Annotated in this window: 14 protein-coding genes and 3 pseudogenes; 5 read left to right on the forward strand and 12 right to left on the reverse strand. The window is 59.0% G+C overall.

The genetic code is table 11. From position 1 onward, the window contains the following. Nucleotides 1-83: 83 nt before the first annotated feature. Nucleotides 84-251, forward strand: a pseudogene (locus NKJ11_RS28700) (IS1595 family transposase); the annotation flags it as partial. A gap of 93 nt (nucleotides 252-344) precedes the next feature. Here the strand turns inward: NKJ11_RS28700 and NKJ11_RS28705 are convergent. Further along, the gene (locus tag NKJ11_RS28705) at nucleotides 345-1499 is read right to left on the reverse strand and encodes a RelA/SpoT domain-containing protein (RefSeq protein WP_352794811.1); all 1155 of its coding nucleotides are present in this window, start codon (nucleotides 1497-1499) and stop codon (nucleotides 345-347) included. A 336-nt stretch (nucleotides 1500-1835) separates the two neighbouring features. After that, nucleotides 1836-2216 (reverse strand): type 2 periplasmic-binding domain-containing protein, encoded by a 381-nt coding sequence (locus tag NKJ11_RS28710; RefSeq protein ID WP_206638033.1) that lies wholly within the window; start codon nucleotides 2214-2216, stop codon nucleotides 1836-1838. Nucleotides 2217-2323: 107 nt separating this feature from the next. Between NKJ11_RS28710 and NKJ11_RS28715 the strand changes: the two genes are divergently transcribed. Together NKJ11_RS28715 and NKJ11_RS28720 are read left to right on the forward strand one after the other, a co-directional pair. Continuing rightward, entirely contained in the window at nucleotides 2324-2704 is a 381-nt protein-coding gene (locus tag NKJ11_RS28715) for a DEAD/DEAH box helicase family protein (protein WP_352722856.1), read from the forward strand. A 43-nt stretch (nucleotides 2705-2747) separates the two neighbouring features. Then, the gene (locus NKJ11_RS28720) at nucleotides 2748-3848 is read left to right on the forward strand and encodes a tyrosine-type recombinase/integrase (RefSeq protein WP_352774931.1); all 1101 of its coding nucleotides are present in this window, start codon (nucleotides 2748-2750) and stop codon (nucleotides 3846-3848) included. Nucleotides 3849-4680: 832 nt separating this feature from the next. Here NKJ11_RS28720 and NKJ11_RS28730 read toward each other — a convergent pair. From NKJ11_RS28730 to NKJ11_RS28755, 6 genes and pseudogenes are all read right to left on the reverse strand, one after another. Further along, nucleotides 4681-5416, reverse strand: a pseudogene (locus tag NKJ11_RS28730) (CNNM domain-containing protein); the annotation flags it as partial. Nucleotides 5417-5545: 129 nt separating this feature from the next. After that, entirely contained in the window at nucleotides 5546-6259 is a 714-nt protein-coding gene (locus NKJ11_RS28735; protein ID WP_023809575.1) for a HoxN/HupN/NixA family nickel/cobalt transporter, read from the reverse strand. 21 nt (nucleotides 6260-6280) lie between these two features. Further along, on the reverse strand, nucleotides 6281-6925 hold the full coding sequence (locus tag NKJ11_RS28740; protein ID WP_502895378.1) for a DUF1007 family protein: 645 nt from the start codon (nucleotides 6923-6925) through the stop codon (nucleotides 6281-6283). 94 nt (nucleotides 6926-7019) lie between these two features. Then, nucleotides 7020-7454, reverse strand: a complete 435-nt coding sequence (locus tag NKJ11_RS28745) for a YqaA family protein (RefSeq protein WP_127292005.1) — start codon at nucleotides 7452-7454, stop codon at nucleotides 7020-7022. A 24-nt stretch (nucleotides 7455-7478) separates the two neighbouring features. Further along, nucleotides 7479-8807 (reverse strand): cation diffusion facilitator family transporter, encoded by a 1329-nt coding sequence (locus NKJ11_RS28750; protein WP_127292003.1) that lies wholly within the window; start codon nucleotides 8805-8807, stop codon nucleotides 7479-7481. A gap of 8 nt (nucleotides 8808-8815) precedes the next feature. Then, complete coding sequence (locus tag NKJ11_RS28755; protein WP_127292000.1) at nucleotides 8816-9097, reverse strand: metal-sensing transcriptional repressor; 282 nt, start codon at nucleotides 9095-9097, stop codon at nucleotides 8816-8818. Nucleotides 9098-9703: 606 nt separating this feature from the next. Here NKJ11_RS28755 and NKJ11_RS28760 point away from each other — a divergent pair. Together NKJ11_RS28760 and NKJ11_RS28765 are read left to right on the forward strand one after the other, a co-directional pair. Next, nucleotides 9704-10371, forward strand: a pseudogene (locus NKJ11_RS28760) (HupE/UreJ family protein). Nucleotides 10372-10407: 36 nt separating this feature from the next. Next, entirely contained in the window at nucleotides 10408-11055 is a 648-nt protein-coding gene (locus tag NKJ11_RS28765; RefSeq protein WP_352442498.1) for a transmembrane anchor protein, read from the forward strand. Between the two features lie 157 nt (nucleotides 11056-11212). Here the strand turns inward: NKJ11_RS28765 and NKJ11_RS28770 are convergent, their stop codons facing one another. Genes NKJ11_RS28770 through NKJ11_RS28785 form a run of 4 tightly spaced genes read right to left on the reverse strand, consistent with a single transcriptional unit; the run spans nucleotide 11213 to nucleotide 15048 of the window. After that, on the reverse strand, nucleotides 11213-12229 hold the full coding sequence (locus tag NKJ11_RS28770) for an ABC transporter ATP-binding protein (RefSeq protein WP_127291993.1): 1017 nt from the start codon (nucleotides 12227-12229) through the stop codon (nucleotides 11213-11215). After that, nucleotides 12226-13221 (reverse strand): ABC transporter ATP-binding protein, encoded by a 996-nt coding sequence (locus tag NKJ11_RS28775; protein ID WP_127291991.1) that lies wholly within the window; start codon nucleotides 13219-13221, stop codon nucleotides 12226-12228. Before NKJ11_RS28775 ends, NKJ11_RS28770 begins: the two co-directional genes overlap by 4 nt. Next, nucleotides 13214-14122: an ABC transporter permease subunit gene (locus NKJ11_RS28780; RefSeq protein WP_031212634.1), complete on the reverse strand. Its 909-nt coding sequence runs from the start codon at nucleotides 14120-14122 to the stop codon at nucleotides 13214-13216. The genes NKJ11_RS28775 and NKJ11_RS28780 overlap by 8 nt, the downstream gene beginning before the upstream one ends. After that, nucleotides 14113-15048, reverse strand: coding sequence for an ABC transporter permease (locus tag NKJ11_RS28785; protein WP_023809586.1), 936 nt, complete (start codon nucleotides 15046-15048; stop codon nucleotides 14113-14115). The genes NKJ11_RS28780 and NKJ11_RS28785 overlap by 10 nt, the downstream gene beginning before the upstream one ends. Nucleotides 15049-15060 lie beyond the last annotated feature (12 nt).

Raw genomic sequence — 15060 nt, forward strand, 5'->3', positions numbered from 1 at the left:
GCTGCGATCGCCCGATGTCACCCCGAGATCGGAATGACCTGCCCCGGCGGCTGAGTAAACACTGCCAAAATACCCGGCGCATCAGCATCTTCAAGCGCGGCATGCGTGGCACCTATCAGCCTTGCGCAAAAAAGCATCTGCACCGCGACCTCTCCGAATATGACTTCCGCCATAATTCACGCGTAGCCCCTGGCATGAACGACGATGCACGGGCCGGTCGCAGCCTCGATGGTATCGTCGGCAAGCGCCTCGCCTCGGGTTACTTCACACGGAAGCGAGCGACGGCGCTTAAGCCGAACCATAATAGGGCCTTTCGTAGGGTTCGGAGCTACCACCTGTGCAGGCTAACTGTATTCGATAGCCGCTTTTCCCGTGCAGATGGATTTCAGATTACGAGCAAATAAGTAAACGTCTCCGAAGTAATTCGGATACATTTCCACAAGCTTTTCTTTCTTATCTACCTCGACCAAGACAGCCTTCACCTCACTGCCCCTTAGCTCGATTTTTTGCTCGATCTCTTTCAGTTTTCGCGCACCTAATATAAGCGCCCAGAACGGCTCGATGGACAATTTATGATCTTTTCCATATTGAAGCAAATAGTATCGAGTTTTGGCTGCTTTATGTACGAAGTTTTCTGGGCAGTGAGTATTATTATTGATTTTTTCTAGTATGCCGATCGCATCTATACGCTTGTTGAGATCCCGCAATTCTCGAACCCGGTCATTGTGATCCGGAACACTTACATGAACGGGGCACTGCTCAACGTGCGCGAATTCCGCCGACATAAGCTGGAAAAGGCGAAGCCAATCCTGGTCGCCCTCTCCGTGCTTCAAATCCTGGCCCCGGAATAGCCCGACAGCCTCAACCGCAGTTGCCCATGAGTGCTGAAGCTTGGTACGAACTTGCAACTCGATGCGTCGTCCGTCGAAAGCCTCGGTGTCGGCATCTCTGGGTCGGTATTTGAAAACAATATGGTGACTTCGATACCCGTCCGGCTTCGGCTCATCGATATAGTTAAACTCCCTAGAGTGGATCTCATGGGGGAACTTGTCTCGCATCGATGCGAGAAGCGAGCGAACACCTTTGATATCGGCCATGATCGCTCGGCAACCGCCGATGTCGTTCATGGTGTCCAAATTGGTGGTGGACTCTCGAAGCTTCCGACGAATGGATGCCATGCGCTTCGGCCGGGATGCCATGTCGCCCTCCAGTCGCAGGGCTCTTATGTGATGACCGACAGAGAACCGAACGCTGCGCATCGGCAGAAAGTGCGAGTCGCGCCAGCTATTGGCGATTGAGAAGATTTCGAGTGCGTCCACATACTGGCCGACAGTGATGTCTCGTCCGAACTGAATAGGTTTTGCCAGCCGGTCGCCTGCCTTGCGAACGGCTTTCATGCTGTAGGCAAGGCGCGGGTACTCAGTCATTGGAGCCAAGAAATCAAGATAGCCCGCCTCATTCTGGACTGGCCGGACTATCGCAGGGGAATCAGATCCCAAGAGTCATATCCGTTTGGGTAAGCGAAGTACCATAGCGCGCGACATCGGATCTCCGCGAGCGATCGTCTCGGCCGTATCTGCCTAGATCGCGCCCCTGGACATGACGCGGACGTAGATGCCGTCACGGTCAGCCAGCTTATAGTTCTTTTCAGTGCTTTAAGGGCGACGCCGACAACATAGCAATTGCCTCCTGAAAGATACCTCAGGACAATTGAAGGCTTCATGGCAGGAAATTGCCTTTTCTCCATCGCATTGGGCATTAAAAAGCACCACCGTGAGCCTTATTGCTCTGATGGTGGTACCTAGAAATCCGGGTGGGCGATATGCGAAGGTTCATCAAAGCCAATCGACGTTTGAGTGGGCCTGAATCATTCCCACTCGATTGTTCATGTCGGCGACGATCAGCGTCGGTGGCGGCAGTTCATCGAGGATTGGTCTTCGAACGATCTCCTCCCCATCGGCGGTGGCGCGACCGATAGGCCGCATGTTGAGGACGGCCATGCCGAAGCCGGATGCGACGGCCGAGCGCACCGTTTCGTAAGAGCGCGTGCGAAAGCGCACCTCCGGCCGTTTCGCCAGCTCCTCGATCGGCTCTCGAACGCGTGAGGACGATGCTGGGAAATCTTCCTGAATGATCCGTGCGGAACATTGGAAACCTTCGGACGGGTTCGTTCTGGAGCCCAATGCCCTAGAGGCAGCAACAGAGACCGAAGCCAACCTAGCGCTCACTGCCGGACCGGGAGCCGGCAAGACGGAGATGCTCGCAACGCGCCGACTTTCTCCTGCGGACGCGAAGCTGCAGATACCCAAAGCGTATCCTTGCGATCTCCTTCAAGGTCGATGCCAGCACGAACCTCAAGGCGCGCGTAAGGCGCCGGTGCGGCCACCAGCTTGGGGAACGCTTCGACAGCTTCACATTCCATCGCTTCGTGCTCCGCATAATCCAGCAGTTCCGCCTCGCGCTCACCGGGCAGGACGTACTGGCTGCGGACTTCTCCGTCGGGCCGGCTCGCATCCAGGGCCAGTCGATTACATTCAGGGACATGATCCCTCTTGCGAAGACGATCGTCGAGGGCAGCGTGATCGCGCGGAACGCGCTGAGGAAACATACAGCCAGGTATTCTTGGACGAGTTCCAGGACTGCACCGATCTCCAGTACGGCCTCATTAAGGCCTGTTTCCTTGGAACCGGCGCGCAACTCGTAGGAGATGTCATGGAAAGACAGTCTATCGCTATCGTGCAAAGGGAATGCCTGAAATCCGCCTCCCAGGTCAGCCCGGCGATCCGGAATTCGAGGCTGCCTATGAAAGGGCAACGCAGGGTCAGGGCCTGAAGGCAATTATTATCGACCTCCCCGGTCGGGCGTTGCCAAAGACGTTCGGTCATGCTGCGCGGCGACTTGAAGCGACGATGGAATGGCTGGACTTTGACGAAGCGACGCAACGGAAAAATGCCCGGCTTATTGAACGCTTCCTCCGAATGCAGGTGGATCCTGCCTATCCGCTGACTTGGCGCGATACGCCAGTAGAACATCTCGACGCCGACCATCTGCGCGCGATTGTCGAAAGCGTCTTTGCCGCCAACCGGACGGTTGCCAAGCACCTGCTGGTCGCAATCAAGAAGCTCCTGTGGGTGGGGATCGAAGTTGAGAAATGGATAAAACCGCAGGACGATCCCTCACTGTCGATCCGCGTCCGCATTCCTAAATCGACCGCCAATCCCGCGTGGCCCGTCCCCATTCGTGAAAAGTTCGAGGCGCGCCATCCGATCGGCTCCCCGCCGCGCACCTGTTACGCGCTCGCCTTCTGGCTCGGCAACCGACGCGGCGATATCGCCTCGTTGGAATGGGACGATTTGGTATTCGAAGAGATCGAACTGTTCGATGGCTCTCTAGAGGTGATCGAGGCCTTCGATTTCCGGCAGAAGAAGAACCGCAACCGTCACGGCGGGCGCGAGATGTTTATCCCCATCGTCGACAAGCTCGCGCAAGCGTTGGCGCCGCTCGATCGTTCGAAAGGCGGGACGGTCCTGAAGAATGCCTATGGGCGTCCATTCGCGGAAAAGAGCCTCACCGGCATGATGGCACATTGGAACAAGCAGGCCGGCATTCCTGAGGGCTACACTCTGCACGGGCTACGCCGCACATTCGGCACTTATCTCGCCGAATGCAACATCCAAGCACGCGCCATCATGGAGGCGATGGGGCATTCTTCCATGACGGTCACGGACGAATATGTCCGAGAGGCCAACAAGAAGCGAATCGCTGTCGACATAGCCCGCGCCATCAACGAGCGTGAGGCCAAACGCGATGCGATGAAGCAGCGAGCGGCCCTGCGCGTCGTCAAGTAGGTGAGATCAACCGGCCATGCGCAGGGTGCTACATCGGCCGCCCATTCTCTTTGGGCCCATAACGGGCCCAAAACGTTTTGGGCCGAGGCATATTTTTATCAATGAAATCAATGGTTATGGTGGTGCAGGCAGTCATTGGCGAACCAGTCTCTGTCTGATTTTCCCTATTAGAGCCCGAAAAACAGCGAATTTCTGGCGATTTTGAGCGGCCGAGCCAATTCCGGCCTGAAATCTCACAGTAGTTTCAACGCGTTGTCCAGGAATTCCCTATTCGCCCTAACAGGGAAATGAAAGTAGTCCAACAGGGAAACGCCACGTGCGTCAGGCGCGGGAAATGCGCATCGCTTGCTTGACTTTGAGCGGCCTAGCGACTGGGTTGTCTCACCCACCGAATCCGTCCCCAAGCCAAAAATGCCGCACACCTTCACCCGCCAAGAATTGTATGACCTCGTTTGGTCGACCCCTATCGTCACGCTTGCTGAGCGGTTCGACATATCGGACGAGGGCTGGCGAAGACTTGTGCTCGCTATCAGATACCCGTTCCCGGCCGCGGCTATTGATCGAATGGGCCAAACAGCGGCTGGCTCACATCGAAGCGCAGAACCAACTTGATGTGCTGACTTCGAACCTGCGCGAGCAAAATCTCTTTCCCGACCCAGACGATTTGGATAATCCTGAGGGTGATCCGCCACCGCCAAAGACCCTGTGGGGCTAGCAACGCATTGCAAACGACCTGCTCAGACGGTGGGCCAGCGCCCTGCATCCCGTCGGCCCAATTGAGTTGCAGGTTCGAGGTGAGCTGTGCCTTGCGAAACAGGTCTTTACCTTCCGGGCTGTTTGCGGACGACACGCCGATCCAGTCGATATCGCGCCGCGGCGTCATGATATCGGCGATGCGCCGATCGCCAATGTTGAAGACGCGCTCGACGAGCTCCTGCTGGGTCTGGTGAAGCAGCCCTGCCTCCTGGCTCGCCGCGACAAGCAGCTTCAGCTCTAAGCGAATGCAGGGACTCCTCGCCCGTCCCTAGCCGCAATCCTCAGAGACGCAACACCAGATTGCCAAGACCGTTCAAAGCGAGGATCGCCGGCCTGAGCAGGAACAGGAACAGGCCTAGCGGCCGCACCACCCAGAGTGCCGTGCCCTCGCTACGCTGAAGCGCCAGGCTTTTCGGCGCCAACTCGCCCAGAACGATGTGGAGAGCAGTGATGATAATAAAAGCAATTGCTACGGCGATTATATGGGATCCGGCGGTGGCAAGAGACCCCATCGCTCCGACCAGCAGTGGCTCGATCAGATGGGCGAGTGCAGGTTCGCCAACCCAGCCAAGCGCCAGCGACGAAATGGTGATACCCAGCTGGGTCGCGGCAAGATTGGCATCGAGATTCGCCAAGGCTCTTTGAAGCAGCCCGGCATTCAAGCGTCCAGCGGTAGCAAGTTCGTCGACTCGGCTCCGCCTGACCGCCATCAACGCAAATTCCGCAGCGACAAAGAAGCCATTTGCGCCAACGAGTACTAGAACCAACAGAATTCCAAGAATGTCGCGTAGACTACCATCGTCCGCCGGCATGATATCCTCTGCTGGATCTGACTGGCGGGATCTGTGAAGCGTATTTGGCGCTATTGCGCAACCGCATTGGGCTCAGAATTATCACGCGGAGCTGCTGCCCCGACGCGGGGACTCTGGCTTTGGACAGCGTTAGGAAGAAGTGATTTGCCAGACCGCTACGCCGGCTAGAACAATTCCGGCAGCGCCTTCGATCGTCCGCGAAATGGCATCGAACAGGCGTGGCCGGCTGTCGAAGAAATGCACTAGGCGCTCCCGAAACAGGATCGACAACACCGCAACGCAAGACAGCGTCAGCGCCACGCCGGCCATCATGGTGATTGCAAACAGGATACCGGCGAGCGGAACGCCTCTGGATATTGCGAAGGTCATCACGAAAAGCGTCAGCGGGCATGGGATCAAGCCGGCCATGACGCCGACGGCCTCGCCCTCATGCTTGTGGTGATGGCCGTGGCTCAATGCGCGCCAGAGCATCCAGACGCCTATGAGTCCAAGCAGCCCGCGACTGACGTCTTCTAGTAGCGGCGCGCGGCCAACACTGCCCAGGGCAATAGACACCAACGGTAGCGAGAGCGCCGCGATCAGCACGGCAATCGTCACATGCGTGAAGGAAAGTGTCAGTGATACCCGAAGACCGCGCGAAACCTTTGCGTCCGAACCGGCCAAATACGTGGCCAGTAGGGCTTTGCTGTGACCCGGCGTCAGCGCATGCGCTGCACCGAATAACACGCCCATCGGCAGAAAGGCCGTGAAGGCCAGCCAATCGCCGCCGGCCGAAAGCAGTTTGATCTGCTCGGCCAGCGCCAGGTAGATCGTGCGTTGGAAGTCGACCAGCGTCTGGAACATGGCCATCGAACCGGCTCCGGGTCAGCCGCAGGTCAATTCGAGGCGTGTCGCGAAAATCTTGCCGAGATCGGTCCCTGTTGGGTCACTGAAGAACGCGTCTGTCAGGCTTTTCTGGTTCTGTGCGATGGCCGTGTCCGGATCTGGACGGACGACCGCGCGTGAGCAGCCTACAGGCAGGCCAGCCACAGCAATCTTGTCGTCGTCGGTAAAATCGATCGCCGTGTAGAAGGTCGGGTCATATACGCCGATGCTGACTTTTCCAGCAAGAGCCAACGGGTCCTTCGGCTGCGTTTCGAACTGGACAACGAGCTGATCATTCTCAAAGCTGACGCTGAACTTCGGTGGCGGCGCCATCGTCACGTCCTTGCCGTTCAAGGTCACCATCTGAAAGTAGTTGTACCCGGCCAGCGACGCATGGACGGTGAGAGCAACCTCATCGAGTTCTTTTGTATCAAGAACAAGGTCGGAATTCTTGTCGAATTCCATCAGCACAGTGCTGGAAAAGAGGTCGTCGAAACGCCAGAGATGCCGAAGTGATTTGACCGTGCGGTCTTGACCGACGGTCATGTCCAGCTTCGCTTCGGCAAAGACATGGGGATGGGCACTCGCCGCCGCGGCGGAAGCGAGCAACAGCGCGACGCCTGATACCATGCCCGTCAGTCGCATTTTCACTCGCACTTCATCGTTTCCGGTCAGGCAGCACGTCTGGCATTGCAAGCAGGCCGAAATGGGACATGCGGTTAAGGTGGGCCGCTCAAGATCAAATCACGCTCAGCGTCATGGCGGCAAGAACAAGATAACGGCCGACCTTGGCCGCAGTGACCAGCAAGAGGAAAACCCGAAAAGGCTCGCGCAGGACGCCCGCGACGACGGTCAGCGGATCACCGACAATTGGCAGCCAACTCAGCAGAAGCGACCACTTCCCGTAACGGCGATACCACACTTGTGCGCGGTTTAGTTGCGTTTGGTTCGCCGGAAACCACCGCCGGTCCCGAAAGCGCTCAATGCCTCGGCCGAGCAACCAGTTAATCACCGACCCAAGCACGTTGCCGACGCTCGCGACTCCGACTAGCAACCAGGGCGAATAATCCGCAAGCAAGAGCCCGATCAGCACCGCTTCCGATTGCATCGGCAAGATCGTCGCGGCGATGAAGGCTGCCAGGAAAAGACCAGCGTAGGCTGCGAGATCGGTCATTGAACAGCGTATCTGTCTGTCGACCTAATGATGGTGACCTTCGGGTTCGACCATCTTGAACGGTAGCACCTGTTCGCGATCCTTGGCCTTCAGGACCAGTCTTGCCTCGAATTCATGCGGCTCGGCAGGGGTGACTGTGCTCTCAAGGCGATGATGATTGTCGGCGACAGGATCGAGGTGCAACGTCTCCGGCCCCTCTGGCCGGTCGATGATCACCGTCGCCGTCAAATCGTCGGCATGCCGGTCGATCGTCAGACGCATCCGCTCGCCAGCCGGTGTATCGACGATTTCCAATGTCCCTTCAGCCAGATCACAGGCGACCTTGAAGGGCTCCGGCGCATGATGGTGAGCATGAGAGGTTTCCGCGCCAGTGACGGCCGGGCTCACCAAGCGAACGTTGGCTTCGGCCAACGCCGGCAAGTGGGCGAACAGCTCCTGTTTGAGGGCTTCAGTTACACCCAGCACGTCGTTGGCCGTCGCCATCTCCGGAACACTGATGGCCACGTCGGCATGCAGGCGGTGGCCGATCCAGCGCGCCTGCACGCTTTGGACACGCTCGATGCCGGATACATGCTTGGCGGCATGATGGATTTCATCGACGATGCCAGGCTCGACGCCGTCGAGCATGCGGGTCAACACGGCTTTCGACGACTGCCATACGATGGCGAAGATCGCCAGCGTGATCAACAGTCCGATGATCGGATCGGCAAGCGGAAAGTCTAGCCACACGCCAATAGCGCCAAGCACGACCGCCAGACTGGTAAAGCCGTCGGTGCGGGCATGGTAACCATCCGCGATCAGCGCCGCGCTGTTGATCTCGCGGCCGACACGGATACGGAACACAGCGACGGCCTCGTTGCCTAAGAAACCTATGATGCCGGCTATGGCGACCCAGCCAAGAAATGCGATCGGCTGCGGATTGATCAACCTGTCGATCGCCTCGTAGCCGGCAACGATGGCGCTGAACAGGATGATGAGGACAATCAGAATGCCGGCCAGATCCTCGACGCGGCCCAGCCCGTAGGTGAACGTCTCGCTCGGTTTGCGACGGGCCAGCATGAAGGCGACCCACAATGGGATAGCGGTGACCGCGTCGCCGACATTGTGGATCGTGTCGGCCAGCAGTGCCACGCTGCCGGAGAGGAACACGACCACGAGCTGAAGCGCCGCCGTGATGGCCAGAACGACGAATGACCATTTGATCGCCCAGATGCCGCGCGTCGTCGTGGCGATCGTCGGGTCGATGACGCCATGGGTGTGACCATGGCCGCCCTCGCCGTGATCATGTCCGTGGCCGCCCATGCCGTGCGTCATCGGGCCGAATCCGAACCAATCGCGAACTTTGTCCATCATGGCGCTTCTCACAGGTATTTGGTGATATCCTTGAACTCGTCGATCGAGCGGCGCTGCTCGAGCGCCAGCGGTCCGACGACGTCCTCAAGGCAGTGGTTGAGGTGGTCTTGGATCAGCGTCTTCTTGGCCTGGGCGATGGCCCTCTCCACGGCATGAAGTTGCTGGGCGATGTCGAGGCACGGTCGACCGGCCTCGATCATCTCGACGATCCCGCGCAGATGGCCGTCGGCGCGCTTCAGCCGCTTGATGATGGCAGGATGGGTTTCGTGGACGTGGGGACGCTCATTCATACCTTGATGCTATCCCCCCAGAGAGGATATTCCAAGCCTCAAAGTGGCCTCGATTCTGGTGCACGCAACCATTCGTTAGGAGTTTAGAGAATAATCGTTAAGCATGCCGAATTGGATCCATAGCATAGCCTTTCGTCTCATCGTCGCTTTCGCGATGACTCTCGGCGTGCTGGTCTCCCCAATGGGTGGTTCGGCCTCGCATAGCCCGATGGCGCTCGCTGCCGCCGAGGCAGCGCGTCACGCAGAGCTGGCAGCACAGATCGAAAAACACGGCCACAGCATGACGATGGCGAAGCCGATGAGCAGAGCTTTGGTCATACCCACGGCCACAATCCGGCCGACCACACCCATGAGACGGCGAGCACGCTTCCGGGCTTCGCGCAGCCAGCACCGCCGATAGGCCGGAGCTGGCTGGTTTACCCGCCTTCGTTTGCCGACCTCAAAATCCGTTTCCGGCTTGAGCGCCCTCCCAGGCAGATCGTCATCGCATGATCGCGGCCGCACGCGCGGCCATCCTCAACGACGACGATTGGAATTCTCATGCAAGGATCCTTCTACGAGGGTCCGCCACGCACGCCTTGCGCGCGCTGGCGGTTGGCCCTTCCTATGCTCATTGCTCTCCTGACCCTTCCATTGCTTGGGGCGGTTGCCCTCGCCCATGCCGTTGCCGAAGGCGACAAGGGCTATATCCAGGAGATCACGGGCATCAATCTGCTGCCCTTCATCTATCTCGGCGCCAAGCACATGGTGACGGGATACGACCACATCCTGTTCCTGTTCGGCGTGATCTTCTTCCTCTACCGGATGAAGCACATTGGCATCTATGTAGCCTGTTCGCGCTCGGCCATTCCACGACCATGCTGCTTGGCGTCTATTTCAAGGTGGGCATCAACAGCTACATCATCGACGCGATCATCGGCCTGTCGGTCGTCTACAAGGCGCTCGACAATATGGGCGCTTTCCAGAGGTGGCTCGGTTTCCAGCCGAACACCAGGATCGCGACGCTGATCTTCGGCTTTTTCCACGGCTTCGGCCTGTCGACGAAGATCATCGAATACAACATCTCGCCCGACGGGCTAGTGCCAAATCTTCTTGCCTTCAACGTCGGCGTTGAGATTGGCCAGCTTTTGGCGCTCGCTGCCATCCTTATTGTCATGGGCTACTGGCGCCGGACCGACAGTTTCTGGCGCCACGCATACACCGCCAACACCATCATGATGACCGCCGGGTTTGTGCTGATCGGCTATCAGCTCACCGGCTGGGTCGTCTCCTGAGCCTCCAAGTAAAGATCCCAAAAAAGGAATTCTCCTATGTACAATACCGACATCCCGACCCGCGCCGAGCTGCCGACATCCATGCAACTCCTTCGCTCTACCGTCATCGCAATTCTCGCGGCAGCTGCCATCCTTGTGACCATCGTGCTGCCGGCCGAATACGCCATCGATCCCACCGGCGTTGGGCGAGCGCTCGAGCTCACCGAGATGGGCGAGATCAAGACACAACTGGCCGAAGAGGCCGAGCATGACCGCCTTCGCGAACTGCAAAACGGCACTCCGATCGCCGTGCCAGCCCGAGATCAGCAGTCGAGTCTTCTGGAGCGCGTCTTCGCTGAACTGGTGATGGGTTCCGCCTCTGCCCAGGAACTCCGGACAGACGAAATGTCGGTCACCCTGAAGCCCGGCGAAGGAGCTGAGATCAAGCTCGTCATGGCCAAGGGCGCACAGGCACAATACTCTTGGACGGCCAATGGCGCGGCGGTGAACTTCGACACCCATGGTGACGGCGGCGGCGAAAACATTTCATACGAGAAGGGCCGCGGGGCTGCAGAGGACGAGGGCGTACTTGAGGCAGCGTTTGACGGCAATCACGGTTGGTTCTGGCGTAACCGCACCGATGCCGACGTCACCGTGACGCTGAAGACGAACGGTGCCTACACCGACATCAAACGGATGATGTGAACGATACGTCAATTTTATCCGGCGCCGTTTGGCGCCGGAGTGACGCGCTGTTCATTGCCACGACCTCACTGTTTGGCGCACCACCGTCCCGTGAGCATTCGTGTCGAGGTAGGCGGCGGCGTGGTGAATTGGTGCGCCGCTAGGCTGTGTCAACGTGTCATGCCGCATTGGCTGTTGGCGAAATCAGCGCCGAACGTTTGCCGCGATGGAGATCCTTGGCAAACACGCAAGCCGAACTGTGCCCAGGAGATAGCTTCAAGGCCGGTGGCATCTGTTGTTTGCATTCTTCGACCACCAAGGGGCAGCGAGTCCGGAACCTGCAGCCGGATGGTGGATTCGTAGGGCTCGGCACCTCCCCGATCATGACCGGAACCCTGCGCTGCTTTTCGGCGATCGGATCCACCTCCGGTGTCGAGGCCAGCAACATCTGCGAATAGGGATGGCCTGGGTGATCGTAGAGTTCCTGCGATGGCCCGTGCTCCACGATCTTGCCGAGGTACATCACGTAGACGCGCGATGCAGCCTGCCTGACCAACGCAAGGTCGTGGGCAATGAACAGGCACGCCACCCCAAAATCTTTCTGCAGGTGCAGGAAAAGGTTCATCACTTGGGCTCGGATGGACAAATCCAGTGCGCTAACTGGTTCATCGCAGATCAGCACTCTTGGATTCACGGCGAGGGATCGGGCAATCGCAACGCGCTGGCGCTGCCCTCCGGACAGTTCCCGCGTGTGCCGATCCTTCAAAGCGTCCGCCAGTCCGACCTGATCCAGGAGCGCCTTGGTACGATGGTTGCGGTCGGATTGTGATTTCAACCCGCTGATCAGCAACGCTTCATCGATCGTCTCACCGACCGTCTGTCTGTCGTTCAGGGACGAATATGGATCCTGAAACACGTATTGGAGCGCCCTGCGGCTTTCGCGCAGTGCTGCACCGGAGAGTGTGGTGAGGTCCACTCCATCAAGCAGGACTCGTCCCGCGCTTGCCTTTTCGAGACCCACAATGGTGCGGCCCAGCGTCGACTTTCCGCAACCGGACTCGCCTACCAGACCGACGATCTCGCCCGGATAGAGCTCGATCGAGACGTCGTCGACGGCATGGATGAACTTGCCTCGCTGAACGCTTTTGAAGCGCGTCTGCAGGTTTTCGACTTTCAGAACAGGACCGTGCGTCATGCTGCTGCCTTCCTTTGGTTGACAACCGCGCAGGCCACGACAACAGCGCTGTCGACCGACCGCGCAAGTGGAGGGCGGCTTGCGGTGCATGCGGGAATTGCGAGCTCGCAGCGCGGGGCAAAGGCACAGCCTTTGAATGGCGCGCCCAGCGTTGGCGGTATCCCGGGAAGACCGCGAAACTCCGAACCGATCGGGTCTTCCCGCCGTGGGATCGCGTTGATCAGCCCTCTCGTGTACGGATGGCGTGGGGTAACGAGGACCTTGTCCACGGGACCTCGTTCGGCGGCCCGAGCCGCATACATGACAACGATGTTGTCGGCCGCTCCGGCGACTACCCCCATATCGTGGGTAATCAGCACCATGGCCATGTTGAGCCGCCGCTGCAGGTCCTTGAGCAGGCGCAGGATTTGAGCCTGGACCGTCACATCGAGAGCGGTCGTAGGCTCGTCCGCGATCAGAAGTTTTGGCTCGCCGGCCAGCGCAATGGCAATTACGATGCGTTGCCTGAGACCACCCGACAGTTCGTGGGGGAATTGACGAAGTCGCGCTGCTGGATCCGAGATGCCGACCAGCTTGATGAGTTCCAACGCCCGCTCCTCCGCAGCGCGTGGGGTCATCTTGAGATGGAGCTCCGCCATCTCGGCGATCTGCCTTCCAACACGGCGGACGGGGTTCAGCGCGCTCATCGGATCCTGGAAAATGAATCCGATCGACTTGCCTCGTACCTTACGGATCTCGGATTCCGGCAGGCCGATCAATTCACGCCCATCGAAGCGCACCGATCCCGACAAGTTCGTCGTCACGCCGGTCGGCATCAGACCGAGCGGCGCGAAGTTCATTACAGTCTTGCCGCTGCCGCTTTCCCCGACGATGGCAAGGCATTCTCCTTGCCGGACGGTGTAGCTGACGCCATCGACGGGGCGTACCGCGGCCTTCGCGGTCAGGAGATCGACCGTCAGATTGCTGACGTTCAAAAGGGGTTCGTCATGCATCCGAATTCTCCTTGGCCCAGCCGGCGACCTCAATTCTGCGCAAGGCAAGCGTCCGCCTCGAAAGCGGCTTGGGAATGCGATTAAGTGCTATGGATTCGCCGAGGATGTTGAAGCCGATCACCGCAGCGGTCAGGGCCAGGCCGGGCAGGATAACCTGTCGCGGATCCGACTCGAGATACGGCAAAGCATCAACAAGCATCTGTCCCCATTCCGGCGTGGGCGGCTGAATGCCCAGACCAAGGAAGCTGAGTGTTGCGACAGCCAAAGCGGCTGTCCCGGCATCCGCCGTCGCATAGACCATGACCGCGCCGATGGTGCCGGGGAGCAAATGGCCGAAGTAAATGCGCCATGGGCTGGCGCCCAGCACACGCAGGGCTTCGATATGCGGCTTGCTCATGATGCTGACCGCCACGGCCCGGCTGATACGACCGCTCATCGGCCACCATGCCAATGACAGAGCCAGTACCATGGTCCAGTAGCCCGGCCCGACGATCCCGATCACGGCAAGGGCAGTGATCAGGCTTGGGATGGACAGTCCGACGTCGACGATGCGCATCAGCAGGTCGTCTACCCAACCGCGGTGGTAGCCAGCGATGGTCCCCATGGCGACACCGACCGTCATTGCAATGATGAGGACCGAGCCAACGCTGACCAACGACGTATTCGCCGCAATGATCAGGCGGCTGAGCGTATCGCGCCCGAGATGGTCGGTGCCGAGCCAATGTGCGGCAGTTGGTCCCAGGCCGGTCTCCAGTAAGTTCTGTGCGCTGGGATCTTGTGGAGCGAGCCATGGCGCGAAGCTGCCCAGGGCGAGGAAGAGGCCGATCACGATCAAGGCCACGCGGGGCAACTTGTTCAACCGGGCGAATGCAGGCTTTAATCTATTCATGGTCAGCTCCATTGGCGCCGGACACGTGGATCGGTCATCAGAACTGCGAGATCGACGATCAGATTCACCACGATGAAGAAGGCGAGGAAGATCAACAGGCAGGCCTGCACGACCATGAAGTCCCGGAACTTCACGCCTTGGAGAAAGTAGTCGCCCACGCCCTGCCAGGCGAACAGCGGTTCAACGATGATAGCAGTTGCGGTCATCAGGCCGACCTGGGTTCCCAGTGCGTTGATGAACACAGGTATGATGTTTGGCAGCGCGTCCCGGAACAGGATGGCGGTCCGTCCCAGACCTTTGCTTTTGGCCGTCAACACGAAGGGGCTGGCCATGGCCTCTTCCAGTCCCACACGAACGACACGGCTGAGCACGGCGGCGGGCAGCACCGCGACAGTGACCCATGGCAGCACCCAACTTTCCGGACCGCCGAAGCCGAAGGATGGAAAGAGCTGAAAGGTGACAGAGAAACCATAGATCATCAGCGCCCCGACGAAGAATGTCGGTGTCGATGCGCCGAGAAGAGCCAAACCGCGCGAAACGCGGTCCGGCAGTCTGTAGGGCCAGAAGGCACCCAGGAATCCGAGAGCCAGGCCGAGCAGGGTCGCAACCACGGCGCTGCCAACGATCAGGGTACCGGTGACCAACATGCGCTTTGGCAAGTCCGCACTGACTTCCTGGCCCGTTCTGTAGGAGATGCCAAAATCTCCTCGGACTGCATCGCCGAGCCAACCCGCGTAGCGCATCAGCAGGGGCTTATGCAGTCCGATCTCTTCGGCAACCTTTTCGACGTAACCCGGGGTTGCAACTGCTCCTCTGAGTTCAGCGATGAGAACAGCGACATTTCCCGGAGCCGAAACAACCAGGGTAAAGCAAACCAGAGACGCCATGAACAGCAGTACGAGGGAGTGCCTCAGCCTCTTGCTGATGAAGTGGATCAACGCGCCCTCCCT

Origin of the sequence: Mesorhizobium sp. M0243 (assembly GCF_040321775.1) — a bacterium.
In the GTDB taxonomy this organism is placed as follows: domain Bacteria; phylum Pseudomonadota; class Alphaproteobacteria; order Rhizobiales; family Rhizobiaceae; genus Mesorhizobium.